This is a genomic window from Psychrobacter sp. MES7-P7E, from assembly GCF_002863645.1.
Classification (GTDB): Bacteria; Pseudomonadota; Gammaproteobacteria; order Pseudomonadales; family Moraxellaceae; genus Psychrobacter.
Genome location: NZ_PJBU01000096.1, coordinates 23,464 through 48,078 on the forward strand (window position 1 = coordinate 23,464; position 24,615 = coordinate 48,078).

Here is a 24,615-nt window from a genome sequence, read left to right on the forward strand (position 1 = left end):
CGCATTAGAGGATATAAAAATTCGTCTCAGTTTTTTATTTAGATCGTTGTAGCGAGCGGGCTATGTAACACTTGTGATAACCCGCTCCATGATTAGAAATGATGGTTTAGAAGAAGCCCATTTTTTTCTGACTGTACGACACCAGCATGTTTTTGGTTTGCTGATAGTGGTCGAGCATCATTAAATGGTTTTCACGTCCGATACCAGATTGTTTGTAACCACCGAACGCCGAATGTGATGGATAAATATGATAGCAGTTGGTCCATACGCGGCCTGCTTGGATACCACGTCCGAAGCGATATGCCTTGTGTACACTACGGGTCCATACACCAGCGCCTAAACCATACAAGGTGTCATTGGCAATCTGCATGGCTTCGTCATCGTCTTTAAAAGTAGTCACGGCAAGGACAGGTCCAAAGATCTCTTCTTGGAACACGCGCATATCGTTGGTGCCTTCAAAGATCGTTGGTTTGACGTAGTAACCGTCTGTCAAGTCGCCATCGTGCTTAGCTTGCTCTCCGCCGACGAGCACTTTTGCGCCTTCTTTTTTACCGATGTCGAGATAAGATAAAATTTTCTCTAGTTGGTCTGAGCTGGCTTGCGCGCCAATCATGGTGTCGGTATCGAGTGGGTTGCCCATTTTGATGGCCTCGACACGGGCGATACAGCGTTTGATAAACTCATCATAGATGCTCTCATGAACGAGTGCCCGCGATGGACAGGTGCAGATTTCACCTTGGTTCAGTGCAAACATCACTAGACCTTCGACCGCTTTGTCCAAGAAGTCATCGTCCTCATCCATAACATCGGCAAAGAAGATGTTAGGGCTTTTGCCACCAAGCTCTAACGTCACTGGAATGATGTTTTCGCTCGCGTACTGCATAATGAGGCGGCCAGTGGTAGTCTCACCTGTAAAGGCAACTTTATTGATGCGCGGATTTGACGCAAGTGGCTTACCCGCTTCGACCCCAAAGCCATTGACGACGTTCAGTACACCCTTTGGTAAAATATCAGCGATGCCGATGGTCTCTAACATGAACAGAATAGAAACTGGCGTTTGTTCGGCTGGCTTTAGAACGACACAGTTACCAGCAGCAAGGGCAGGTGCTAGCTTCCAAACGGCCATTAGGATAGGAAAGTTCCAAGGAATGATTTGACCGACGACACCAAGTGGCTCATGAAAATGATAAGCCACAGTGTCTTCGTCAATCTGACTGATACCGCCTTCTTGTGCGCGAATGGCGCTGGCAAAATAACGGAAGTGATCAATGGCTAGAGGGATGTCGGCTGCGAGTGTCTCACGAACAGGTTTGCCGTTTTCGTAACATTCGGCAATCGCAATCGCTTCTAGGTTGGCTTCCATGCTGTCAGCAATTTTGAGTAACAAGTTGGCACGTTCAGTAACACTGGTCTTGCCCCATGCGTCTTTGGCAGCATGCGCCGCGTCTAGGGCTTTTTCGATATCGGCTTCTTTTGAGCGGGCTACTTGGCAAATAGTTTTACCATCGATGGGGCTTGTGTTATCAAAATACTCTCCATCGATAGGAGCGGTCCACTCACCATTAATAAAGTTATCGTATTTTTCGCGGAACTGAACAGGACTACCTTCCGTATTGGGATTTGCATACAGCATGAAACACTCCTTGTTGTGTTGTTTGTTTTATCGGATAATACAAGCGCAATTTTATCTATCCTAATATCTGTTATCGCAAAACAATATCAGTTGATGTTGTGATTGATTAACATCAATTGCTCTCTGTACACGTTCCATACTACTCGGCTTCTGCTGATAATCATACTAAAATTTTATAATGACTGATGAGTTAACACATAACAGGAAGTTTGCTTTAATGGCCATGATTTTATTGCTGTAAAGCCTAGAATGCATAGGCTTGGTATTTATGATCAAAGCAGATACTTTACGGACAAAATTAAAAGATAAGCTATTGATTTTTTGCATTTATAAAAAATAAAGCATTTTTTATAAATATTCTATTGACAATTGTTTATTTTATTGTCGATACCTCAAGGTTGCACAGCCCGCAAATTTTAGGTGATTTTAGGCAAATGTTGCGTTTTTTTCCATTATGATGATGGTTTTATTATTCTCTTTTTTCACATTACTGGCTGGTTTGAATCTATGCGTCAATCTTCTGCTCTTGATATCCTAAAAACAGGTCAAAACGTCTTTTTGACCGGCTCAGCAGGTTCAGGTAAGACTTATACTCTCAATCAATACATCGATTATTTACGCGCCCGCCGCGTCCCTGTTGCGGTGACAGCCAGTACGGGTATTGCTGCCACGCACATGAACGGTACGACGATTCATAGTTGGTCAGGCATCGGTATCAAAGATGAGCTCACTGATCGAGATTTGTCTACCTTGTCACGCAAGCAGTTCTTAGCAGACAGATTGAAAGATACTGCGGTATTGGTTATCGATGAGATATCAATGTTACATGCCAAACAGCTTAACTTGGTCAGCCAAGTGCTCAAGCACATTCGCAAAAATGACAAAGCGTTTGGCGGTATTCAGGTTGTCGTCGCAGGAGACTTTTTTCAGTTACCACCGATTGGCAGTAAAGGTGAGACGAATCGTGAAAAGTTCGCCTTTATGTCTGAGGCGTGGCTCGATGCCAAGTTCCATATTTGCTACTTGTCTGAGCAGCATCGTCAAGTGAGCGATGCTGCCAATGGTGGACTCGATTTAGACGATATTCTTAACCAGATTCGCCGTCAGGAAGTAACCTTTGAGGCGATTGCCGCTTTAGAAGCAACGTATGATCAAAGTGTCGATATCAAACGTACGCGTCTCTATACCCACAATCTCAATGTCAATAAAATTAATGACAAAGAACTGGCATCTCTGGATGGCGAGATGATGCGTTTTGAGGCGACAGCGACAGGCGATAGTAAGCTGGTTGAAACGCTAAAAAAGACCGTGCGAACCCAGGACGAGCTGATTCTCAAAGTCGGCGCAAAGGTAATGTTTATCAAGAATAATGCTGAGCTCGGTGTCTCTAACGGGACGATGGGCGAGTTGATTGGGTTTGCTGCTGTCAAGATAGAGGATAAAGACAGTAGTGAGGCATTGATCGAAAATGACACTGATGCGGACAGTGAAGACATTGACGAAACCACTGATAAAAAGACGACCAAGGGTAAAAAAAGCGCTGCAAAAAAAGAAGCCGATAAGCCAAAAGCAAAGAAAGCGGCGACGCAAAAAATGCCTGTGGTTAGACTAAACTCCGGACGTGAAGTCATCGCTGAACCTGAAGAGTGGATTATCGAAGATGAAACGGGCGATGTGCTGGCAAGTTATTTACAAGTACCGCTCTGTCTAGCATGGGCAATCACCATTCATAAATCGCAGGGCATGACCCTCGATGCGGCTGAAATCGATTTGTCGCGTACTTTTGAGCTGGGACAAGGCTATGTGGCATTATCACGCCTCAAATCGCTATCAGGTCTACAGCTGCTGGGTATGAACGACATGAGCTTGCAACTCGATCCATTGGCTCGCGGCGCAGACAAGCGGTTTCTAGTACTGTCTGAAGAAGCGGATGCCAACTATGCGATGCTAGATGAAGAAAGCATGCAGCAGGCACATGAAAAATTCGTCTTAAAGTCAGGTGGGACATTGAGCAAGTCGGTAATCGATGCTTACGCCACCCTACAAAAGAAGCGACGCGAACAACAGCAAGCGAAAATCGATAAAAAACAGAAATTAGGCAATCAGGTCACTGATAAGTCAGAAAGCACCTTGCGTGCAACCCGAGTGTTATTGGAGGAGAGTTTGACCATTGCGGAGATTTCAGAAGCACGTCAATTGTCACAATCGACCATCATGCGCCATATCGGTGAGCTAAAATCACAAGATCCGAGTCTTGCCTGCGATCATCTGCGTCCAGATGATGAGGTGATGACAGCCGTAGGTAATGCCTATGTCGCCATTAAAGTCGCCAATAATCCAAATGACTTCAATGATGACGGTAGCATCAAGCTGCGTCCGATATATGATCATCTCAAGCAAAGCATTGACTACAATACCATTCGCCTCGCATTGATTTTTATCACCCCATAGTTTTGCTGCCTATAATTTTATTGCCTATAACTTTGTTACCTTTATTTTTATAGGCTTTAATTTTACTATTTTTTAGTATTCAGCAATCATTAGCGCACTCAACGTGATAACGCTCAGTTTTTACCCCCATTTATAGCGATACCCTTTATGTCCGATGTTATGCCTGATTTTTCGAGCGCTACTTATCAATTGACCTCTGACCCGATAGCGGCGACGTATCGTACCACTGGTGAGCACTCACAGCCACTTAGAGTGGCTATCAATGGTTTTGGTCGTATAGGGCGCAATGTACTTCGTGCTTTGTTAGAGCGCTTTGAAGTGTTGGGCCGTGCGATTCATGTAGTGGCAATTAATGATTTAGCGCCAGCGGATATCTTATTGCATTTATTGAAGTTTGACAGCACACATGGCCGCCTCAGTCGATTAGGGGTCAATGCTGAGATTGTAGAGAGTGAGTCAGGTGATATGAGCAAGACTGAGCTCTGTCTCACCAAAAACAATCTGACCTACTGCATCAATATGCTATCAGAGCCTGATCCCAAAAATTTACCTTGGCAGGCGCTGGGTGTCGATGTGGTTTTAGAATGTACTGGGCATTTTCGCTCGTATGAGCAGGCGACGCTACATATTGCCGCTGGCGCGCAGCAAGTAATTATCGGTGCCGCGCCATTTGACGATGTGGATGCCTGTATCGTGATGGGCGTGAATACCGATGCGCTCACGCTTGAGCTACCGATTATCTCTAGTGTTTCTTGTACCACGCAGGCATTAGTGCCGTTGATTGATACGCTAGATAAGGCGTTCGGTGTGCAGTCCGCCATGATGACAGAGATTCATGCAGTTACCGCTGATCAGACAGTGCTAGATCAAGCACATCGAGATCCCAGACGGGCGCGCGCTTCTGGCTACAATATTATCCCAACGACGTCCAGTAGTATCGCTGCGACAGAGCGGGTGCTACCTGCTATGGTCGGCAAAATAAACGGTCATTCGATACGGGTGCCCACTATCGATGTGGCTGCGATTGATGTCACCTTTGTATTTGATACGCCAGATGTTGATGTTGAGACAGTGCGAGAGATACTTAAATCTGCCAGTCAGGCGCATTTGCATGACATCATGGCTTATACCGATGAGCCACTGGTATCTAGTGATTTTATTCACCAGACTGAGTCGCTTATCATTGATGGTCAGCAGCTTATGCAAGTAGGCGGTCAATATAAGGTTTTTGCATGGTATGACAACGAATGGGGCTATGCCAATAGGTTGCTCGATATGTGCTTACATCTGGCCTCAAGCAAGCGATAATGCATCAATTTATAAGTATTCTAAAATTAATTGAATTTTTTTAGTTTAGGGGCTTGCATTATAAAATGATATCTATATAATGATGCACCAATGGAGACGTGGCAGAGCGGTTGAATGCACCGGTCTTGAAAACCGACAAGGGTTAATAGCCCTTCGAGAGTTCGAATCTCTCCGTCTCCGCCAAATTCGAAAAAGCCCCAATCAGCAATGATTGGGGCTTTTTTTATGGTATTAATAAAGTATTAATTAGTACCTTCTATAAAATCCTCAACAGTAGGTTATACAGCTACTTCACCAGTGAGTTTTCAAATTCGATTGTCTGATCGTCTGCTAAGGTAAGTGTACCTTTATTAATTTCGATAGTGATGCCACTAGCATTTTTGATAGCGCGCATGACATTGATATCCTCAATGCTGCTTTCAATAATAATTTTGCCAGACTGCTCTGGTGCGATAGGTGGATCAAACGTTGTCAAAGGCACATTAAAGTTTTTGCCCTTTGTCAGGTTGGCATCCTTCATGGTCAGCGTCCCTTTAAAGCTTTTTATCGCGCCTTTGCCATGATTGGATAGCATAAACTGCATTTTGACTTGATTTAAGCTATCGCTATCACTGGTTTTCACAGGTAATAGGGCGACAGGGTACATCTGTGCGGTAGCATGAGCTGCCTGACCTTTGACAATAGGGCTTTTCTTGCCCGTTGGGTTGTTTGGATGCAGACGCTCGTATTCACGCTGTTGTATTAGCGCCTGCTTGATAGTGGTGCGCGGCATGGCTCCTGATTCATAGGCATCGCTCAATTTCATACGTAGCATATATCGGCTGAGTACTTGTTGATCAGCCTCAGACAGTTGCTCAAAAGTTTGTCCTAGCTTTTTTTGCCATTGGTCTGAATCTGTCGGTATGGTTGTTTTACTTGGATCAGTCTGCGGCGATGAGCAGCCAGTCGCAATCACTAGTATTGCTACCGTCATGGTTGAAAACAAAGTTTTGTTGAAACGCTGATGTAAGCCCGTCATCGTACCCCTCCTTGCAGATCTTTATTATGTTGAAACCTTATAAATAGTCACGACTATATCCTTAATATACCTTGTTTAAACCTCTGTTGTGTTTAGTTATGGCTAACTAAAACCGCAAATATCGCAGAGTACTTAAAAACGTATTTACTGTAGATTAGATGGAAGCAGGGCGTAGCAAGAAGAGAGTTAGAGAAGAATCAGTAAAGCCTTAACTTTTATAACAGCCACAAAAAAAGACCAAGCTCGCTTTAGCAAACTCGGTCTTTTCTATTTCAATGCGATTTAGCAATGATACTATTAATTGTTTAATCGTTGTCTTGCAACTCAGATAGCGGATGAGTGATGTTGTTATTATGCGTTACTACAATCGCTTCATCAATAATATGTTGGCTAACGCCGCGCTTACGTAGCGTTTCGATGAATACTTCATCATGGGCAAGCGTATAATCCTGATGGTCACGATCCAAGCCCTGACGAATATAAAGACGAATAAGCCCTTGAATACGTTTAAAGCCTAAGTCTGATGACGTCGTTTCTAATAGGCCAATCATTTCTTCAGACAAACGAATACTAATCGGGCGCATGATTTTTTGCGGATGATCAGAAAACTTATTTTTTATACGTACAGGTATCATAATAAACCATTACTTTTAGTGAGTAAGAGCGAAGCACTCAAACAAAAACGAACCCAATCAAAACTAATCTTACCATACAACAAAAATGTCTAAAAGAACACCACAGCCGTGCTAATATTATTAGAAGTAAATATAAAAGACGCAGCAATAAAAAAACCTCCATCAAATTATGATGAAGGTTTTTAGTATATGGCTCTCCAACCTGGGCTCGAACCAGGGACACACGGATTAACAGTCCGTTGCTCTACCAACTGAGCTATTGGAGAATAGCTGGTCATAACAGCAAGTTATTGATGCTTTATATTAAAGCAGTTAATTAGCTTGTTTGCGTTATGTGGGGCACATTTTAGCCAAGTCACTACAGGCTGTCAACCTTATTATGCGTTTAATTATAAATATTATCGCAATTATTGAAAATTAACGCCAATCCCTTATCAGATAGGCTATTTCAAGATAGAACTCAATAGAAAATGACGATAAATGTGCTTTAGAAATAAAAATTATTTTCAGAAAATTTCATATGGCACATAGGACAAACGATAAGAATATAGAACCAGACGTAGATTCGGCAAAGTAAAACTGGATTTAAGGCTTTGTGTTTTTGAATACAAGGGTGGTGCGATACCGTTTGACACAATAAAGTTGCAAGACAGCCCTTCACATTGGCAGTAGATTTCTATAAAATACCGACCATGTGGTTTCTTTGCTATGTTTTTTCATAGCATGCGTTGAACGAAAGCGGGTGTTCTAAAGATGAGTCCTACTACTATTGCTTATGGTTACTTAGCCATTGCCATCATTTGTGAAGTGATCGGCACTACTTTTTTGATGAAGTCAGAGCAGTTCACCCGTTTGGTGCCAACTTTGATGATGGGCGCGCTCTATGCGGTTTCATTTTATCTAATGGCTCAGACGCTTAAGACCATACCGCTAGGTATTGCGTACGCGCTGTGGGGCGGACTCGGAATCGTACTGACATCACTTGCTGGTGTGGTGCTATTCAAGCAAAATCTTGATACAGCAGCAGTGGTCGGTATCGCGATGATCGTCGGCGGTGTTGTTGTGATGAACTTATTGTCTAATTCTGTGGTGCATTGATATGGAAAATGCTTATAAGCGTAAAAAACAGCCAGAAGTCATTCGTCGTGCGTTGTTAGATCAAGCAGCACGTATCACATTGGAGCAGGGCTTATCTAAAGTGACTTTTCAGGCGGTCGCTGATGCGGTTGGGGTGACAAAGGGTGGTGTGATGCATCATTTTTCTACCAAAAACGCACTCGTGCTAGAAGTCTTCAATGATGCAATGGCTAAGTTTGAGGCAGAAGTAAACGCAGCAATGGCTGACGATCCTGTTAAGTACGGTTCATTTACCCGCGCTTACATAGACGCCACCATCAGTCTCGGCGAGCAAGGGCAGGAAGAATACGATAATCAAGCAACCTTATATGTGCTGATGCTAGGTGATAGTGAGCTGCGTGAGTTGTGGGCTAAATGGGCAAATGAGCAACTCAAAAAACATGCGGCAACGGATAATACTGAAACATTATGTATGGTTCGCCTTGTCGCTGACGGTATTTGGCTCTCAGACTTTTCAGGTATCGATATCGCAGACAAACAATCATTACGTGATCGCCTGATAAAAATGACGCAACAAGACTTTGACTAATAAAACGATGCTGATTTATAAAATAATTTTTATTTTACTATTTAAAGACTAAATTTCTTAAAGACTAAATTTCGCAACTTAACTAACGACGACACTATTCGGCCTGAGTATCTTTATATAGCTACTTTTGCCAATCGTCCTAAGGAGAATTTATGACTGATATTAACAATTTGACAGATATTATCGATTTAGACCAAGTGCAAACAGCCTATATCAACGGGCGCTATCTAGCGGTAGATGAGTCGCTGACGACTTTTGAAGATATCAATCCAGCCACTGGTGAAGTCTTGGCAACGATTCAGCAAACCAGCAATGAGCAGATTGATGAGGCCGTAAAAGCTGCACATAAAGGTCAAAAAGTTTGGGCGGCGATGACAGCGGTCGAGCGTGGTCGCATTTTATCAAAGGCTGTTGAGATATTGCGCGATCGCAATGATATGTTGGCACTACTTGAGACCAAAGACACAGGTAAAGCCTACTCTGAGACGAAGTACGTCGATATCGTCACTGGTGCTGATGTCGTTGAATACTATGCAGGGCTGGCACCGATGATTGAGGGTCGTCAGATTCCATTACGTGATACTAGTTTTGTATACACTCGCCGTGAGCCACTAGGCGTGGTCGCAGGTATTGGCGCATGGAATTATCCTATTCAAATCGCGATGTGGAAAGCGGCGCCTGCACTAGCTGCTGGTAATGCGATGATTTTTAAGCCATCAGAAGTGACACCATTGACAGCACTAAAACTGGCAGAAATATTGACAGAAGCTGGATTGCCAGATGGTGTGTTTAACGTCGTACAAGGTAACTATGAAGTGGGTCAGGCGCTAACTGAACACCCAGATATCGCAAAAGTATCGTTCACAGGTGGCGTACCAACTGGTAAAAAAGTCATGTCGAGCGCGGCAAGCTCATCTCTAAAAGACGTAACCTTAGAGCTTGGTGGTAAATCGCCATTGATCATATTTGATGACGCAGATATCGATACCGCTGCTGACATCGCTATGATGGCCAACTTCTACAGTACTGGTCAGGTATGTACCAATGGCACACGCGTATTTGTCCCGAAAGCGTTACAAGCGAAGTTTGAGAAAGCCATCCTAACCCGTGTTGAGCGTATTAAACTAGGCGACCCTATGGATGAGAACATCAATATGGGTCCACTGGTTAGCTTCCCGCATATGGAGCGCGTGCTTGGCTATATCGAACAAGGTAAAAAAGGCGGCGCACGTCTGCTAACAGGTGGCGAGCGCGTTACAACGAATGAGCTTGCCAACGGCGCATTTGTCGCACCGACAGTATTCACTGATTGCACGGACGATATGACTATCGTACGCGAAGAAATCTTTGGCCCAGTGATGTCGATATTGACTTACGAGACCGAAGAAGAAGTTATTCGCCGTGCCAATGATACCGATTACGGCTTGGCAGCTGGGGTTGTGACTGCAGATTTAAAACGCGCGCATCGAGTCATCGCTCAGATCGAAGCTGGCATCTGCTGGTTGAATACGTGGGGCGAGTCGGCAGCACAAATGCCAGTAGGCGGCTATAAGCATTCTGGTATCGGCCGCGAAAACGGTATCGAAGCGCTCGAACACTATACTCAGACCAAATCTATCCAAGTAGAGTTGGGTGCGTTTGAATCTGTCTTTTAATCAATCTTATTGAGAAAAACGAAGCCAGTAAGGTTTCTTATTAGCTTTTATTTAGCCTTTTTAGGACACCTTACTGACCCTAAACGATTTATGTTTTTTCAATATTATGGAGTATGTTATGACATCAACCACACCTGAGCATGACTATATTATTGTTGGAGCAGGCTCAGCAGGAAATGTGCTGGCCACGCGTCTGACCGAAGATGCCAGTATTAAAGTACTGCTGTTAGAAGCAGGTCGTCCAGATTATCGTTTTGACTTCCGTACCCAAATGCCAGCTGCGCTTGCTATGCCGCTACAAGGGACGACTTATAACTGGGGTTATAAGACAGATCCTGAGCCATATATGAATAACCGTGTCATGGACTGTGGCCGCGGTAAAGGGCTAGGTGGTTCATCACTGATTAACGGTATGTGCTACATCCGTGGTAATGCGCTAGATTTTGATGACTGGTCTAAGATAAAAGGCCTATCAGACTGGACGTATTCGGATTGCCTGCCGTACTTCAAAAAGCTAGAAAACTGTGACGCTGGCGAAAATGACTATCACGGCGTGGGCGGTCCTGTTGAAATGACCACCTCAAAGCCAGGGGTTAATCCACTGTTCCAAGCTATGATTGAAGCGGGTGTACAAGCTGGCTATCCACGTACCGAAGATCTAAACGGCTATCAGCAAGAAGGGTTTGGTCCGATGGATCGATTCGTGACGCCTAACGGTCGCCGTGCATCAACAGCTCGCGGCTATCTTGATCGTGCCAAACCACGTAGCAATATTACGATTTTGACGGGTGCATTGACTGATGTGATTTTATTTGACGGCAAGCGCGCTGTCGGTGTCAAAGTCGAACACGAAGGCCAGACCAAAAATTTCCATGCCGCTCGTGAAGTGATTGTCTCATCTGGTGCGATTGCCTCACCGCAACTGCTACAGCGTTCAGGTATCGGTCCTGGCCAGTGGCTAAAAGATGCTGGCGTGACTGAAATATTGGATCTGCCAGGTGTCGGTAATAACTTACAGGACCATTTAGAGCTATATATGCAGTATGAATGCAAACTGCCAGTGTCAATCGCGCCTGCCAATAAATGGTGGAATAAGCCTGCGATTGGTGCAGAATGGTTATTCAATGGCACAGGTCTTGGTGCGTCTAACCAATTCGAAGGCGGCGGTTTTATCCGTACGGATGAGAAGTTTACCCATCCAAATATTCAGTATCACTTCTTGCCACTAGCTGTACGCTATGATGGCCGTAGTGCTGTGAAATCACATAGCTTCCAAGCACACGTTGGCTCGCTGCGCTCACCAAGCCGTGGCCGCGTCAAGCTAAAATCACGTGATCCGAAAGCACATCCAAGTATCTTGTTTAACTACATGTCGCATGATCAAGACTGGCAAGAGTTCCGTGCTGCAATGCGTATCACGCGTGAAATCATGCATCAGCCAGCACTGGACCCTTATCGTGGTCGTGCGATTGCACCGACCGATGATTTGGTCACCGACGCCCAATTAGATGAATACGTACGCAATCATAGTGAGACGGCTTATCATCCATCTTGTACCTGTGCGATGGGTGAAGATAATGATTCGGTGGTAAACGGCGAAGGTCTGGTACATGGTATTGATGGCTTGCGAGTCGTCGATGCCTCTATCATGCCAAATATCATTAGTGGTAATCTCAACGCCACCACCATCATGCTGGCCGAAAAAATCGTTGATAAAATGAAAGGCGTACAATTGCCGCGCTCTACGGCAGATTATTATGTGGCCAATGGAGCGCCGCTACGCGCTGAGCCAATGCGCGATTATCTCCCAACGGTGTAAATGACAAGTCAGCATAAAATATGCTGCTAAATAAAGAACGATATCAGATAACTCCAAAATAATGGCCTTTCAACGTAAAGGCCTTTTTTATCAGCGTCAATATATGAGCGCAATGTATGTCATATATAGGTGCTATTTATCATTTTATTCGCTTTTATTCATTGGTACTGCTTTGTGCGTCATGCGGTTAAGTATAAGTTATGTGGTCAAAAGTCATAATACTATGCCGGACAAAGCAATATCGGACACTGTTTAATTTACCTATTTGAGGTCTTTTATGTACAGTTCGCCATCACAAGATGTGACGAAACCGTTGAGCCTAAATAAAACTGTGTTTTTAGGTTCGGCTATTATTTCTATTTTATTGATAATCTGGACCATTGCTTTTCCAGATTATAGTGAGACCTTACTGAGTTCAAGCATGGCTTGGGTATCAGATAAGTTTGGCTGGTACTATATGTTGGTGGTTGCCGCTTATAGTATCTTTGCTTTGTTCGTTGGTTTTTCTAAATATGGCGATATTAAGCTGGGTCAAGACCACGAAAAAGCGCAGTTTCCGTTTTTAGCGTGGGCAGCCATGCTGTTTTCAGCGGGTATCGGTATTGATCTGCTATTTTTTGGGGCATCAGAGCCATTGATGCATTATTTAACGCCGCATACTGGCCTAGAGCCTGCGAGCGCCGAGGCCATGCGTCAAGCGCTTGCTCAGACTTTTTTGCATTGGGGTCTGCATGGCTGGGGTATTTATGCGCTGATTGGTATGGCACTGGCTTACTTTGCTTACCGCAAAAACATGCCACTTGCGCTACGCTCACCGCTCACGCCAATATTTGGTGAACGCCTGATCAAAGGCTGGCTAGGTGATGGAATTGATACTTTCGGTGTTGTCTGTACGTTGATGGGTATTGCGACCAGTTTGGGTATTGGGGTGCTACAAGCCAATGCTGGCTTGACCCATGTCTTTGGTATTGAATCTAGCAAGATGGTTCAGGCGCTGATCATTGTCGGTGTGGTCGTCGCTGCCGCTGTCTCTGCAATGACAGGTGTTGAAAAAGGCGTACGTCGTCTGTCTGAATTCAATATGTTGTCGTCAATATTGCTATTGCTTGCCATCCTCGTGATGGGTAATACAGTCTATTTATTAAACACCTTTACGCAAAATATTGGTCAATATTTCCAAACCATTATTTATAAAACCTTTGATGTTTATGCCTATGACGGTACTGCCGGTGCCGACTGGAAATCAGGTTGGACGATATTTTTCTGGGCATGGTGGGTAGCTTGGGCACCGTTTGTTGGTCTATTTATCGCGCGTATCAGCCGTGGCCGTACGCTACGTGAATTTGTCTTTGGCGTGATGTTCATTCCATTGGGCTTTATTTTTGCATGGTTCTCTATCTTTGGTAACACTGCGATAGATCTGGTCGCCAATGGCGCAACGGCGCTTGGTGAAACTGCCGTCAATGATGCCGCCATGGGCATGTTTGCGCTATTTGAATATTTCCCCTATAGCGAAGTGCTGTCATTTGCAGGTGTGATCATTGGTCTGGTGTTCTTTGTCACCTCTGCGGACTCGGGCGCGTTGGTACTTGCCAACCTAAGCTCAAGAGGCATGACTAATGACACGGATGCACCGGTTTGGTTGCGTTTGTTTTGGGCGGCGGCAACAGGTCTTATCACACTAGGATTATTGTTTGCGGGCGGTTTTGCCTCATTACAATCGGTTTCGGTCATTGCAGGTTTGCCGTTCTCTTTGATTCTGGTGCTCTACATGATGTCCATGTGGAAGTCACTGAAAGAAGAAGGCAATAAGCGCAAAGCCAGCACGATTGGTACTGCCAATGTGCTCGACAGCGGTAAAGGCTGGAGAGCACGTTTGCAGCGTATTGTGAGCTTCCCAGGTCACGCGCAAGTCGAAAAGTTCTTAAAAACGGTGGTGATGCCAGCGATGACTGAGGTCGAAAAAGAGTTCAAAGCAGGCGGTCTCAAAACCTCTTTAGATGCGCATAATCTTGCCAGTATCGGTGAAGATATCGATGCAGGCATGGGCCAAGACAGTGGTCAGGTCGACGGTCTAAAACTGCGCGTCGGTCATGGTGATGAAGATGACTTTGTTTATGAAGTTAACTTGATCAAAGCTGAACGTCCTAACTTTACATTGAATACATCAAACAAGCAGGCAGAGCATTATTATCGTGCTGAGGTGTTCTTAAGTGAAGGCTCGCAAGAGTATGACTTGGTCGGTTATACCAAAGAGCAGGTATTGGTCGATATCTTAAATCAGTACGAGCGTCATTTGCAGTATCTGCATCTAGAGCGTTAATGGCCTAGACTATCGCGCTATCAATCTATATGTACGATAGCCGATAAGTGACCGTCTTTATAAGAAATTTTTATAAGTAATGACCCCATAAGTTGACTACCGCTTATGGGGTTTTTTTGTGGCAAATAAGGTAAATGGGAAGTAGAACAAGCTAGAGATAACATATAGCCAATATAAGGTAAAATCCATCAAACAAGCGGACAGCTTTTAACACATAGACAAAGGATATCGTTTTGACTAGATTAAAATACATAGCGCATTACTCAGAGCAGATTCAAACGCAAGCGGCGCAAATGATAAGCGACGGTCGGATGGGTGAGTATTTGGATAAAAAATATCCCACCCAGCACCAAGTGCAAAGTGATAAGGCGCTTTATCACTATGTCAATGAGATAAAAAACCAATACATGCGCAAGATTGGCCCGCTATCAAGCGTCAGCTATAGCCGTAAGTTAAAGGTACTAAAGCATGCGCTAGGTATCCATACTACCCAGTCTCGCGTGCAAGGCAGCAAGCTTAAATCCCATAACAGTATCACAGTTGCCAGTCTATTCAAAGACGCACCGCCAGAGTTTTTACGGATGATTGTGGTACATGAGCTGGCGCATTTTAAAGAACATGATCATAACAAGGCGTTTTATCAACTGTGTTGTCATATGGAACCTGAGTATCATCAGCTCGAATTAGATATGCGTTTATGGTTGCACTGGCAAGAGCAATGATTGGACAGCAATATAAAGTCAAAACATCTCTTTGCCACCGTCTGAAAACGCTCAACGTTATCGCTAACCGTGCTAAGCTTGCCTGTACTAAAAATTTAACTGCCAAATCATAAATTGAGACACAATTTTTTTGTTATCTCACGAAAAATAGAGAAAAAAATGATCAATACTAAAATATATAAAGCCATTTACACCTTAGCCGAAGAGCTGCTAGAGGCTGACCGTCGCGGCGACCAAGCAAAATTTGATGCGCTTTATGCAGAATTAAACGCCATTTGTACCGACAATGAAAACACCGATAAAGACTATCCCGAGCAGTGGGAGACACTTGCTGATTTCACAGAAGATTTGGATGAGGCTTTGGTTATTTATGACAAAGCACTGGCAAAAGCTACTGCCATTAACTCAAAAGACCATATGTCATCGATTGCTTTTTCTATGGCGGTGCTACAGCTTGAGACAGGTGAAAAAGAAGCCGCTATCCAAAGCCTACAAAATGCCAAAGTCACAGCCAATAAGATCGAAGATAAAGAGTTCAAGGTTGAGATTGATGAGATGCTTACTAAGCTATTGGCAGAGTAGTTTGGTTTATAGTCAATCCCCTATAAATTGGGGACGGCGTCAGTCTCGATCAGCCTACTGCTTGTACTACTTTCGCTCGGCCTCCTGATATCCAAGTTATATTGAACCGATTATAAATAGGGTAATCCGATATGCAAGACATACCTGTGGTAATCGTCGGTGGTGGGTTAAGTGGATTATATGCTGCCCTTTTATTAGAGCAAAAGGGTATAGCGTATAGACTGTTAGAGGCGCGTAATACCTTAGGTGGTCGCATTGCAGTTGCTAAATGTTCAGATGCGCATGCTACTAATAACAGTACTGATATCGATCAAGCAGAATCAAGCGCGGCGTTTGATTTAGGACCGTCTTGGTTTTGGCCGGATTATCAAACGCAGTTAAGTACGCTTATTGAGTCGTTAGATTTATCACGTTTTGCGCAGTTCGAAGCAGGCGATATGATGGTTGAGCGCATTGCCAATCAGCCACCTGTGCGTATGCAAGGTTATAAAAGCGCACCACCTTCTATGCGTCTAGTCGGTGGTATGGCCGCTTTGATTGATGCGCTATATGCTCGCCTAGATGCTAGTTGCATTATGACTAGTCAAACCGTACAGCAATTAAACAGGACGCCTCAACATATCGAAGTACAGAGTGAAGATAGCTCTGGGCATGTGACCGGACATGTGACGACGTTCCGAGCGCAGCATGTGCTACTTGCGTTACCGCCTCGATTGGTAGAAGGTCGGATAGCATTTCAGCCAGCGCTACCGCAAGACTTAAGTGAACAGTGGCGCGAGACAGCCACTTGGATGGCTCCCCATGCCAAATACGTCGCTGTTTATGAGTCACCATTTTGGCGAGATGCTGGTCTCTCAGGTGCCGCGCGCAGTGCGATAGGGCCGCTCACTGAGATACATGATGCCTCTACGCTAGAGAGCGATGGAGCATTGTTTGGTTTCTTTGGTGTTCCTGCTCAAGTACGTCAGAGCGTCTCTGATACGGTGCTAAAAGAACATTGCCGTGCCCAGTTAGTGCGACTATTTGGTGAGCAGGCAAGTACTCCAAAAGCTGAATATCTCAGAGACTGGGCAACAGACCCATTAACAGCGATGCCCGCTGATGCTAGCGGCAACGGTCAGCATGCATTAGCTCCGCCATCCAAGCCAAAAACAGGCGTGTGGCAAGACTGTCTAACAGGTTGTGGTAGTGAGTGGTCGGCGCAGTTCCCTGGTTATGTCGCTGGAGCAATTGATGCAGCAACCGTCGCTATACAAAGCTTACCTACTGACATTTTGCGCCAGTAGCTATTAGGATGCTGTTATAAACTATTATAAGAGCCATCCAACATGACTCAAAAATTCATCATCCAATAGGATAGTCGATGAATGACTCGCTCAAGCAAACCAGTATTCATAAAACCACTTGGCTGGTGCCTTTTGTTTGTCTACTGGCAGGCGGTGCACTCACTGGTATCTCGACCAATGTGGCAAAGTACGCTATCGATGTCGGTCTGACCCCATTAGGGTTTTTGTTCTGGTCGATTACTGGTGCTGCTGTTATTTTATTTATGATAGCGCTCATCAGAAAAGAACTCCCTCCTCTTAATGCGCGCAGCTTAGAGTATTACTTTGTCGCGGCGCTGGTCAGTGTCGCGGCCGCCAACTTACTATTATTTTCTGCCATTCCTCATGTGGGCGCAGGTTTCGTCGCCTTAATCCTCTCATTGCCGCCACTGCTAACGTATCTTGGCGCGCTGATACTACGTATAGAGCAATTTTATATTGTTCGTGCGCTTGGGGTCATCGCAGCACTCATCGGGGCAGGAGCATTAGCCATACATAAATTCTCTGCGCCAGATTCTAGTGTGTTTTGGATTTTAATCGCGCTTTGTGGTCCAGTGCTACTTGCTATTGGTAATATATATCGGACATTACGCTGGCCTGATAATGCGTCTTCTGGTGCACTCGCTCCAGGTATGTTGATTGCGGCAGCGCTGCTGCTAGGTTTATTTAGTATGATGTCAGACTTCTCTATCGCTGTATCTTTAGAGAACTGGTTGCCGCTAAGCATGATAGCTATACAAGCATGCGTATTTGCTGGACAGTTTTTACTGTTATTTTTATTGCAAAAGACAGGTGGGCCCGTGTTGCTGAGTTTGTTAGGTGCGGTAGGGGCCATTGTCGGCGTACCCGTCGCTATTTTTTTGCAAAGGGAAAGTCCACCAGAAGGTTTATTTTTAGGCGCCACCTTAATTGCGATTGGCGTGGCATTGGTGACATGGGGCGGCGTAAAAATAGCAAAAGTAAAAGAAGAATTTTAATAATTGCGCATTAGATAATAGTGCCAAACTATAGAGTTATTAAAACCGTTACTTCCTAATGCGCACTTCTTATCTGGCTCTGGTTATCAGTATCTAACTTATTAATAGCTACTATGACTCAATAATTGGTTACGATTAACTTAAATCACTTTTTGTGGATACGACAAAAAAGGAGTATAAGTATCGTGGTTATTGTTGTCATGGACTCAGGCTATGAATGCAGCCACACGTTATCAATTATTAAATAATTTTACGATTCTTATTAGGGCGTGTCCTCATTTTAAAAATGGTGATAAAAATGAGATAAATTGCCGTCAAACGAGGAAAATAGTGCAGATAATATCGAGATATTGACCAACTATTTGACGATGTTTGGCAAAATTTAGCTGTTTTTAGCCCATTTAGAGGACACTCGTTTGAATTGAGGACACGCCCTAGTGTTATCGGAGTAGTTATTGCCTTGTTAGATAGTGGTTTTACGCTACCGACGTGGCTCCAGCAAGTATTCCATATTTTCTATTTGGTCATTATCTTGCTGAGCTTTATGGTGACCGCTGGCCGTTATATCTATACTAAAAAGCCATTAACGCTTAATAAGGTCGCCGTCTTTGACGCACTGACTAGCATTGCCATCATCATTTTATTGACCGCGCATTTTACGGACTTAGTACGTTCGGGCCTATCTGCTGCCGTTGATGGCTTTGTCGCGATAAAGATAGCGGTGTTTGTCACCTTCGTCCGCGAACTCTCCGATCACAATTTCAATCTCAATCGTACCTTTCTACATCCTGCCCAGTTTTTTATTCTAAGCTTTTTAGTCGTAGTGCTGGTTGGTGCATTGCTATTGATGATGCCCAATGCGACGACGCAGCCACTGTCTTTTGTTGATGCGCTTTTTACTGCGACCAGTGCGGTTTGTGTGACGGGGCTTATCGTAGTGGATACTGCCACCTATTTTACGACTTTTGGCCAAGTTATTATTATGGGGCTGATACAAATTGGCGGTTTGGGTATTTTGACCTTTGTGACCTATTTCAGTTATTTTTTTAAGGGCGGTGTCAGCTATGAGACGCAAGCCAGCATCAGCGAGATGTCTTATATGCGAGGTATGGGTGATGTGGTGTCGACACTCAAGTCTATCTTATACGTCACATTTGCGGTCGAGGCGGTAGCGGCTGCGCTGATCTATATCAGTATTTATGACATACCCAATATGGACTGGTCTGAGCAGCTATTCTTTTCAGTCTTTCATGCGATTTCTGCTTTTTGTAATGCTGGATTTTCTACATTCAGTGCTGGCTTGTACGATGATTCGCTACGTTTTAATTATTCGCTACAGCTAATTCTGGCGATGACATTTATCTTCGGTGGTATGGGTTTTACCATCGTGGTCAATGTGCTTAGGTATTTACGTTATCGTGCTCAGCGGCTGATAAATCGCCATGACCAAGGCTATATTTATCAGCCTTGGTTACTTAATATCAATAGCCGCATTACTTTGATTACTACAGGTGCATTACTGCTAGTCGGTCTGATTGGGGTGATGATCTTTGAATACAATAATGTGCTCGCTGACCATACCAGTTTTCTTGGGAAGCTAGTGACAGGGTTCTTTACGGCGGCTACCCCGCGTACGGCAGGGTTTAATGTCATTGATATGGGTGAGCTGACTTTTCCAACGGTGATGCTGACGATATTTTTGATGTGGATTGGTGCGTCGCCAAACTCGACAGGTGGTGGTATTAAGACCAGTACCTTTGCGATTGCGCTATTGAATACATTGAGCCTAGCTCGTGGTCAGACCAAGATAGAGGTATTTAAACGAGAGATTGCGGAGATTTCAGTTCGCCGCGCATTTTCTATTATGTGGTTGTCATTACTGGTCATCGGTACGGGCGTGACGCTCATCAGCTATGATCAGCCAGAGCTTGATTTGATTAAAGTAGTGTTTGAATGCTTCTCAGCGTATAGTACGGTGGGCCTAAGTTTAAACCTGACAGCAGACTTATCAGATTTTAGTAAAATAGTGGTTTCGGTCATTATGTTTGTTGGCCGCGTCAGTATGCTGACGATATTTATTGCACTGCTAAAAAATATGCGTCAACGTAATTATCGCTATCCTACTGAAGAGATTACGATTAACTAATCCGTCGTAAACAGACTGAGTCGTTCTTAATAAATAGCAAAAAAATACTAAAAAAGGTTGTTTAAGTTATGAAGTACATCATCGTAGGGCTAGGAAATTTCGGTGCATCGTTAGGCTCGGCATTGACCAGTCAAGGGCATGAAGTAATTGCTATTGATAGTAGTATGCAACGGGTTGAAGCGTATAAAGAAGTGATTTCGCATACGCTGTGTATGGATGCCACGGACGAGTATACGGTTAGCGGATTACCAATCGTTGATACCAATATTGTCATTGTAGCGATTGGCGAAGATCAAGGCGCCAATGTCATGGCAACGGCGTTATTTAAGACGTTAAAAGCAAAACGTTTGATCAGCCGTAGTATCAATCCGCTACATGAAAAAGTCCTACAAGCCATCGGTGTGGATGATTTGATTCACCCTGAAAAAGAGGCGGCCAATCGCTGGGCTAAGCGTCTGTCACTACGTTATTTTGTCGATTCGTTTGAATTGAGCGATAACTTCAGTATGGTAGAGATTAAGATTCCAAATGTGTTGATCGGTAAGACTGTCGACGACTTACAGTTAGAGCAAAAGTTCAATATCCGATTGCTTAGTACGTTGCGCTATGAGTATTATGAAGACAGCTTTGGTCGTACGCAGAGCAAGCCTAGCATCCAAGGTTTGGCAACGCCTGAGCAAGTACTGCAAGAGCGCGATGTACTGGTGATTTATGGTGCCAACAAACACATCAATCAGTTCTTACGTAGTGTGGGTGTGAAAATAAAATAGTAGCTTGCCATCGCAGTGATACCAGAAGGTATAGGGAAATGATTATGAATAAGCGAAGTATATCTGTCCTACTGATCGCTATAATGGCACTACTGTCAGGTTGTGATCAGTCCGCGCAAGACCCGAACGTTCTTCTGTCCGAACATCAAAAAGACCCGATTAAAGAGTTGGCGATTACCTCAGACGTGGATCACAGTCAGTTTGGTTACAAGCAAACCTTTTATGTGCCGATTTATTCTGATATCTATACCGATAGAGACGCTCGCAAGGTGCTGCTATCGGCGACGCTGAGTGTACGTAACACCACGCTCAAAAAGTCACTGTATATTAATAAAATTGATTATTATGATACAGATGGGGCATTGGTCAAGTCATATCTAGATAAGCCTATCGAGCTACCAGCGATGGCCACGCTGAACTATATAGTCGAAAAAGAAGAGGACAAAGGTGGTTCTGGTGCCAACTTTATCATCGAAGTCGAAGGTGTAGATGAGACAGTCAGACCAGTGATAGAAGCGGTCATGATTGGCAACTTTAGCAATAAAGGGTTTGCCTTTAGTACAGAAGGCACGCCCGTGATACATTGATATATGTATCGTCATTACGTAGTTTAGAGTATTAAAAGAGCACTGTAGTATAGGCGAAAATAGTTTCGATTTTGCTATCTAGCGATGATCGTATACATGTATTAAACGAATCAACATGGACAGTTCAATTCAAGGAAGAGTTATGTCTGCAACCAAAGAAGAAATCAGCGCCTTTATGGCATTGGAGTTTCCCCAAACCAAATGCGTCGTCGAGGCGGTCAATGAAAATGGCGCGACCTTATCGCACGAGATCGGTATCAATGAGCTGCGTCCCGGCGGCACAGTTTCGGGACCTGTCATGATGGCTGTCGCTGATGTAGCCATCTATGTGGCGATACTTGGAAGAATTGGTATCGTCCCATTAACGGTGACGACGAGTTTGACCATCAACTTTTTGCGTAAGCCATCAGCAAGTGCTCGTATTATCGCCGAATGTACCTTGATGAAAGTGGGACGCACGTTGATAGTGGGCGAAGTCTCTCTTTATTCAGAAGGCTCTGATGACATCGTGGCTCATGTGGTTGGCACGTATTCGGTGCCGCCTAAGCGTATTGAAGGTTAGCTAGTTTGTCGTGTATTTTACTCACTCACTAGGGTCTGATCCTGGTGGAAACTCATGGCGTAGCTGCGCGACATTAGCAGTAGTCACTGTATCTGTGAAATTATTTAGATCGCTATGCACGTATTGTGTGACAGCTGCTATTTGCTCATCGCTCATCATGCGGTGGAATGATGGCATGCCGCGTAGACCATTGATTAATACACTAATAATATAGTACTTCGATTGCATCTTGCTGTTATTGGCTAGCGGTGGATAGTAGCCTGCGCCTTGCGCGCCTTCACCTTTTTGCATATGACAACCAGCACAAGAGTCATCGTAGAGCTTTTTGCCATTAGTGGCAAAGAACCCCGTTTTACCTTGTGTGCTGCCTTCAAATTTTGCGAGCCATTTTTGCAGGTTGGTATCTTCACTCATGTTTGGTATTGAGCGCACATCGACAATATTGCTGGTGGGTTCAGTGAACTCGTTTTTGGACATATATACGCCGCCCCATGCACCCTGATTGCGACTGGCTTGATTGTCAAAATTGTTGTCAAATACCATGGGTGCGGTCTGCGGGTTGGCGATAGTGGCTGCGTTTTTTGCCTTATACTGACTACAGCCTGGCAACGTTGTTAACGCTATCGACCCACCAACCATGAACATCATCATTGCTTTGCCTGAGCTGAGTGGGCTAAATGGTTTGATTAAGTTTGATGTCACCATGTTCATGATTGTTCCTAATGTGCTTAGTCTCATTGTTATCATCCTTGCTTGAACGGCAGCCTGGTTATTCAAAGCTCATTACTCAAAAGCTGGCTATCCAAGTTTCTTGGCCTTTTGATGTAAGCGTTTGGCAGCATCCATACCGGATAATATCGCGCCTTCTTGCCATGCAGGAATATGTGAGCAATGCTCTCCTGCTAACACAATACGATGATCTATCTCGCATAATGTGTGATAGTACTGCTCACGACTTGACTCGCTCCAGATACCGTAGCAGCCAAGCGACCAAGGGATACGATGCCATGCGACGGATGTGCCTGAGCGGAACTCTTTGGTATATTGCGGATGAATCTGTTTGCCATAGGCGAGCGCGGCATTGATACGCTCTTTGGGAGTCAACGAGTTAAACTTGTATGAGGCTTCCCCAAATCCATAAGCACCAAGCAACACACCTGAGCCTGAGCTAAACATATCTTGTGACGGGTAGGAGATTTGCGAGATGAGCATATCGGTATAAGTGATGCCGCCATAGATCCATTCATCCTCTTCCCAAAACCGTCGTTTAAACTCCAAACCCACTTTGTAAGAGCTATCATAAGGAACGGCTGCCATTGCTTTCTTCATCGGAGCGGAGACGTTGATATCAATCTGAGTCAATATGGACAAAGGAATAGTACAAATGCACTAATCTGCTCGCACGGTTTTGGTGGCACCGTCAGGGCTGTTGCTATCGACATAGTCAACGGTAACCCCAGTTTCGTCTTGATTGATTTTAGTGACTTTGGCATTGAAGGTAATCATATCGCGGCACTCGCGCGTGAACGCATCACCGATTTTTCCCATACCGCCGACAGGCTGAAACATCGTTGGTTGATGCACATGCACGGTATAGTTGCTATAAATGTCCGACCACATGCCTGAGTCTAGTAGCTTATCCATCGGTATGGGGATTGAAGGCTTGGCATCTGGCATCAATCCACCACCCGGATACACACTGTAGCCGCGATGCTTGCCGGTTTCATGGCTTTTGACATAGCGATAGTTTTTATCAAGGACGCCCCAGCCTTTTAGTCCTTCGAGGAGTTTTTCTTTATCCTCTTTATTGACCGTACTATCGAGACTACCTTTATTGACGGCCTTGGACAATAACTCTGATACATAACCGCGAATATCGCTCTGTACTTCGCCCAAGCGCTGCGGCGCACCATTAAAGTGATTGGTACGATGCAGATAGGCGCGATCATTGGTTTGGATAAACGGCTGCAATGCCACACCGAACTTTTTGCAGTAATGAAAGACCGCATAGTGATGGATGGGCAATCGCCATGGCCCACCATTGAAGTAATTGCCTTTTTCGAAGTTGCACGTGACCTCAGCGCCGCCAAGCTCTGTATACTTGTCACCACTATTGAGTGTCCAGCTACGTCCACCGCCACGGTTTTGGTACTCAAGCACCGTCACTTTATAGCCTGCTTTGCGCAGCTCATAGGCAGCAGTTAGACCACCCAATCCTGCACCCAAAACCACGATACTTGCACCAGCCGGTGCGCCTTTGAGATTCATCTCTTCTTTAAAGCTCGACTCGGATGCAAACCCCAACGTGGTCATCGCTTGATACATCGCGGTCGCGCCTGCCGTCTTACCTATCATTGAGAGCAATTGTCGCCGAGTAGGGGATTGGAGCAGGTCATTCATATTAGTATCCTTATCGTGCTGAGTTTTTGCGGTATT

19 protein-coding genes, 2 tRNA genes and 1 pseudogene are annotated in these 24,615 nt (G+C 44.6%); 16 read left to right on the forward strand and 6 right to left on the reverse strand.

Going from position 1 to position 24,615, the window contains the following annotated elements; all coding sequences use genetic code 11:
- Positions 1-106 precede the first annotated feature (106 nt).
- A complete protein-coding gene (locus tag CXF62_RS07625) occupies positions 107-1,633 on the reverse strand; it encodes an acetaldehyde dehydrogenase ExaC (protein ID WP_102093685.1) in 1,527 nt (508 codons plus the stop codon).
- A 507-nt stretch (positions 1,634-2,140) separates the two neighbouring features.
- On the opposite strand from CXF62_RS07625, the gene CXF62_RS07630 reads away from it, so the two are divergent.
- The 3 genes from CXF62_RS07630 to CXF62_RS07640 all read left to right on the forward strand — a co-directional run bounded on the left by CXF62_RS07630 (position 2,141) and on the right by CXF62_RS07640 (position 5,575).
- Positions 2,141-4,084, forward strand: coding sequence for an AAA family ATPase (locus tag CXF62_RS07630; RefSeq protein ID WP_102093687.1), 1,944 nt, complete (start codon positions 2,141-2,143; stop codon positions 4,082-4,084).
- Positions 4,085-4,243: 159 nt separating this feature from the next.
- Entirely contained in the window at positions 4,244-5,392 is a 1,149-nt protein-coding gene (locus CXF62_RS07635) for a type I glyceraldehyde-3-phosphate dehydrogenase (RefSeq protein WP_102093688.1), read from the forward strand.
- A 92-nt stretch (positions 5,393-5,484) separates the two neighbouring features.
- Positions 5,485-5,575 (forward strand) — tRNA-Ser (locus tag CXF62_RS07640).
- Between the two features lie 103 nt (positions 5,576-5,678).
- Here the strand turns inward: CXF62_RS07640 and CXF62_RS07645 are convergent.
- From CXF62_RS07645 to CXF62_RS07655, 3 genes are all read right to left on the reverse strand, one after another.
- Complete coding sequence (locus CXF62_RS07645; RefSeq protein WP_102093690.1) at positions 5,679-6,410, reverse strand: hypothetical protein; 732 nt, start codon at positions 6,408-6,410, stop codon at positions 5,679-5,681.
- Positions 6,411-6,715: 305 nt separating this feature from the next.
- The gene (locus CXF62_RS07650) at positions 6,716-7,045 is read right to left on the reverse strand and encodes a hypothetical protein (protein ID WP_057761113.1); all 330 of its coding nucleotides are present in this window, start codon (positions 7,043-7,045) and stop codon (positions 6,716-6,718) included.
- 190 nt (positions 7,046-7,235) lie between these two features.
- A tRNA-Asn gene (locus tag CXF62_RS07655) sits at positions 7,236-7,311 on the reverse strand.
- Positions 7,312-7,798: 487 nt separating this feature from the next.
- On the opposite strand from CXF62_RS07655, the gene CXF62_RS07660 reads away from it, so the two are divergent.
- The 13 genes from CXF62_RS07660 (at position 7,799) to CXF62_RS07720 (ending at position 22,179) form a co-directional block, all read left to right on the forward strand.
- Positions 7,799-8,143, forward strand: coding sequence for a DMT family transporter (locus CXF62_RS07660; RefSeq protein ID WP_102093691.1), 345 nt, complete (start codon positions 7,799-7,801; stop codon positions 8,141-8,143).
- Between the two features lies 1 nt (position 8,144).
- Positions 8,145-8,711 carry a TetR/AcrR family transcriptional regulator gene (locus tag CXF62_RS07665; RefSeq protein WP_228153195.1) on the forward strand — a complete coding sequence of 189 codons (567 nt, stop codon included), beginning with the start codon at positions 8,145-8,147 and terminating at the stop codon, positions 8,709-8,711.
- A gap of 152 nt (positions 8,712-8,863) precedes the next feature.
- Positions 8,864-10,366, forward strand: coding sequence for a betaine-aldehyde dehydrogenase (gene betB / locus CXF62_RS07670; protein WP_102093695.1), 1,503 nt, complete (start codon positions 8,864-8,866; stop codon positions 10,364-10,366).
- 118 nt (positions 10,367-10,484) lie between these two features.
- Positions 10,485-12,185 carry a choline dehydrogenase gene (gene betA / locus CXF62_RS07675; RefSeq protein ID WP_102093696.1) on the forward strand — a complete coding sequence of 567 codons (1,701 nt, stop codon included), beginning with the start codon at positions 10,485-10,487 and terminating at the stop codon, positions 12,183-12,185.
- 277 nt (positions 12,186-12,462) lie between these two features.
- Positions 12,463-14,508: a choline BCCT transporter BetT gene (betT, locus tag CXF62_RS07680; protein ID WP_102093698.1), complete on the forward strand. Its 2,046-nt coding sequence runs from the start codon at positions 12,463-12,465 to the stop codon at positions 14,506-14,508.
- Positions 14,509-14,741: 233 nt separating this feature from the next.
- A complete protein-coding gene (locus tag CXF62_RS07685) occupies positions 14,742-15,230 on the forward strand; it encodes a M48 family metallopeptidase (protein ID WP_102093700.1) in 489 nt (162 codons plus the stop codon).
- Between the two features lie 159 nt (positions 15,231-15,389).
- A complete protein-coding gene (locus CXF62_RS07690) occupies positions 15,390-15,812 on the forward strand; it encodes a Replicative DNA helicase (protein ID WP_102093701.1) in 423 nt (140 codons plus the stop codon).
- Between the two features lie 131 nt (positions 15,813-15,943).
- A complete protein-coding gene (locus CXF62_RS07695) occupies positions 15,944-17,098 on the forward strand; it encodes a flavin monoamine oxidase family protein (RefSeq protein WP_102093703.1) in 1,155 nt (384 codons plus the stop codon).
- Between the two features lie 77 nt (positions 17,099-17,175).
- Positions 17,176-18,114: a DMT family transporter gene (locus CXF62_RS07700; protein WP_102093704.1), complete on the forward strand. Its 939-nt coding sequence runs from the start codon at positions 17,176-17,178 to the stop codon at positions 18,112-18,114.
- Between the two features lie 421 nt (positions 18,115-18,535).
- Positions 18,536-20,260, forward strand: coding sequence for a TrkH family potassium uptake protein (locus tag CXF62_RS07705; protein ID WP_102093706.1), 1,725 nt, complete (start codon positions 18,536-18,538; stop codon positions 20,258-20,260).
- A gap of 68 nt (positions 20,261-20,328) precedes the next feature.
- Positions 20,329-21,030, forward strand: a complete 702-nt coding sequence (locus tag CXF62_RS07710) for a potassium channel family protein (protein ID WP_102093707.1) — start codon at positions 20,329-20,331, stop codon at positions 21,028-21,030.
- 44 nt (positions 21,031-21,074) lie between these two features.
- Entirely contained in the window at positions 21,075-21,617 is a 543-nt protein-coding gene (locus CXF62_RS07715; protein ID WP_101206454.1) for a DUF3124 domain-containing protein, read from the forward strand.
- A 142-nt stretch (positions 21,618-21,759) separates the two neighbouring features.
- Complete coding sequence (locus tag CXF62_RS07720) at positions 21,760-22,179, forward strand: PaaI family thioesterase (protein ID WP_102093709.1); 420 nt, start codon at positions 21,760-21,762, stop codon at positions 22,177-22,179.
- Positions 22,180-22,200: 21 nt separating this feature from the next.
- On the opposite strand, the gene CXF62_RS07725 is transcribed toward CXF62_RS07720, so the two are convergent.
- Both CXF62_RS07725 and CXF62_RS07730 read right to left on the reverse strand, forming a co-directional pair.
- Positions 22,201-22,890: a c-type cytochrome gene (locus CXF62_RS07725; RefSeq protein ID WP_371548392.1), complete on the reverse strand. Its 690-nt coding sequence runs from the start codon at positions 22,888-22,890 to the stop codon at positions 22,201-22,203.
- Positions 22,891-22,977: 87 nt separating this feature from the next.
- A pseudogene (locus CXF62_RS07730) lies at positions 22,978-24,579 on the reverse strand (flavin monoamine oxidase family protein).
- Between the last annotated feature and the right edge of the window lie 36 nt (positions 24,580-24,615).